The organism is Thermodesulfobacteriota bacterium (genome assembly GCA_036482575.1).
Classification (GTDB): domain Bacteria; phylum Desulfobacterota; class GWC2-55-46; order GWC2-55-46; family JAUVFY01; genus JAZGJJ01.
Window position 1 is genome coordinate 1 of the sequence record JAZGJJ010000147.1, and the last position, 2,388, is coordinate 2,388.

Here is a 2,388-nt window from a genome sequence, read left to right on the forward strand (position 1 = left end):
GGTAGGGGCGAGAGGATCTTAACCTCCGACCTCCGCGTCCCGAACGCGGCGCCCTACCAGGCTGGGCCACGCCCCGATACCTTGAAAACCAACGACTTCCGGCAATACGGTGAGGTCCGGGAGTTCCTCCACCCTAATTTTATCGCAATTATTATACATAATATCCGGACCGAAATTCAGCTTTTCCATTGACCAGCGTGACGCTGGACCCAATGTTTAAAGCCGCGACTGGTGCCTATTGGAAGACCGGCAACGTATTTACACACCATACTTTACGCTACCCATTGAATCCGGATAAACCGTGGGGATAGCGGTCCGTGGCAATCATCCTCACTCGCATACGGTCTTATGCTTGTAGCGGTAGAGGTCGTACTCCCAATATCTGCCTATGAGGTCGTACCGGTTCTTGAGGAAAGGGGAGAATATGGTATCCCCCGGCTTCCCGTAGTTGTTGTTCCATATGAAGATTGCCGGCGGGGATTTGCCGAGCGAATCGTAAACCCTCCCTATATCGCGCGTCATCTTTTCGGGCTGGCCCCTTCCGAGCGGATAGACGAAGAATATCCCGGACGCCGCTTTTCTCTTGCTGTAATAGTAGAGCCCCGTCTCGGCCCCCCACTCGTATATGGTGTCGCATGGGCGGGTTATCTCTTTTATGCGCATGGCCAGAATGCGCGGCCTGATAAAGCCCTCGTCCGCGTGTCCGTACTTCCTGGCCGAGATCTCCTCCGGGCTCATCCTCAGGTAGGCCGCCTGGTGGTAGGCAAGGCAGCCCGTTGCGAGCAGAAAGGCCGCCGTAACGCCCCATGCCCTCAAGGGGAACTCCTTTCTCGCTATATAGCCGGCCAGGTCGAACTCAAAGAAAAACAGGGCGGACATCACTACCAGGGGAGGGAGTAACAGTTGATAGTAGTGGGTATAGAACTTGCCCGGACCGGCTATCGCTATAAGGGTACCCAGGACGAGCAGGATGAAGAACGAACGTCCGAGCGGCCCGTGCTTCCCGCGCCCCGAGATGAGCCATGCGCCGGAGAGCAGGACGAGCGGCAGGACCTCCTTCATTGAGTTGTGGAAAAGGTTTGCGGGGTCGGTAAAGAACTCCCACACGTTCAGCCATATGTTTCCCGCGTAGTAGCGGTTGTATACGAAGACGGCCTCCCAGAACTCCGGGAACGTACCTTTGAGGGCGAAGTAGCCGAAGACGCCGCCCCATACGAGAAAGCCGGGGAGGAGGAAGAGCGCGAGCCCCCTTAGTCTTGTGACCCTCTTCACATCCGGGGAGGGGAATAGGAGTAGATAGAGGAAAAAAGCCGCGAACGGGAAGACGACCACCGTCTTGAAGGTGGAGGCAACGACCAGGAAGAACGACGAGAGGACGAGGTAGCGTGCCTTCCCCCCGCTGTACCTCGCGAAGGCCCAGAGCGCCATCATGGTAAAGCTGTTTATGAAGAGCTCGGTATTGGGCAGGTTGGCCTGGAGCGCTATGGAGTTCGACGCCAGTGCCCAGAAGAGCGCGCCCACGAGTGCCGTGCCCGTCCCGGCTATCTCCCGGAGGAAGAGGAAGAGGAATGCGAGCGAGACGAGGGTGAAGAGGATGCCGATATATATAATCCCGTGCGGCTCGTATCCCCAGAGCGTCTCCGCCAGCATGTAGGCCCAGTAGACCCCGGGGGGTTTGTGGTCCCATACGTCGACATAGAGGTCGTCCCCGGCCAGCATCTGATGGGCGATGTAGCCGTAGGTGGTATGGTCCCTCTCAAGCGGCTCATCGATGGAGTGGAGCCTCAGGAAGACGGTTACGGCGGCTATGATGAGGAACAGGGCCGAGGCGGTCCGGATGGTCGGGGAGTAGCTGTTTTTCACAACGGCTCCAAAAGAAGGTACGGGAGGGGGAGTAGGAGGGGGGGGTGGACTCTCAGCCCACCTTGTCCTCCTCGCCGGCCATAATCCTTCGGACGATCTCCCTGCACCTCCATATAATAAGCGCGCCGATAACCAGCCCCAGGCCGGCGTACCCGGTACGCAGTATGCCCGGATAGGAAAAGCCGGATAAAAACGGTAATAAAAAAGACGGCGGCGATCGAAGGGATTAAGAAAGTAAGTGGTCGGGGCGAGAGGATTTGAACCTCCGACCTCCGCGTCCCGAACGCGGCGCCCTACCAGGCTGGGCCACGCCCCGATTGATCCACGCGTAACAAACGTATATCATAACATTTTCCCCCGCTAATTCAAGGGACAATTTCACGGTCTGGCCCATAAAGCGCGCCCTCAGCCCACCTTATCCTCCTCGCCGGCCATAATCCTTCGGATGTTCTCCCTGTGCCTCCATATAATAAGCGCGCCGATAACCAGCCCCAGGCCGGCGTACCCGGTACGCAGTATGCCCAG

General features: G+C 57.8%; 1 protein-coding gene and 2 tRNA genes. All 3 read right to left on the minus strand.

Annotated elements, in window-relative coordinates:
• Positions 1 to 2 precede the first annotated feature (2 nt).
• The 3 genes from V3W31_06455 to V3W31_06465 all read right to left on the minus strand — a co-directional run bounded on the left by V3W31_06455 (position 3) and on the right by V3W31_06465 (position 2,179).
• Positions 3 to 76 (minus strand) — tRNA-Pro (locus V3W31_06455).
• Positions 77 to 330: 254 nt separating this feature from the next.
• Entirely contained in the window at positions 331 to 1,863 is a 1,533-nt protein-coding gene (locus V3W31_06460) for a glycosyltransferase family 39 protein (GenBank protein MEE9614580.1), read from the minus strand.
• A 239-nt stretch (positions 1,864 to 2,102) separates the two neighbouring features.
• Positions 2,103 to 2,179 (minus strand) — tRNA-Pro (locus tag V3W31_06465).
• Positions 2,180 to 2,388: the final 209 nt, after the last annotated feature.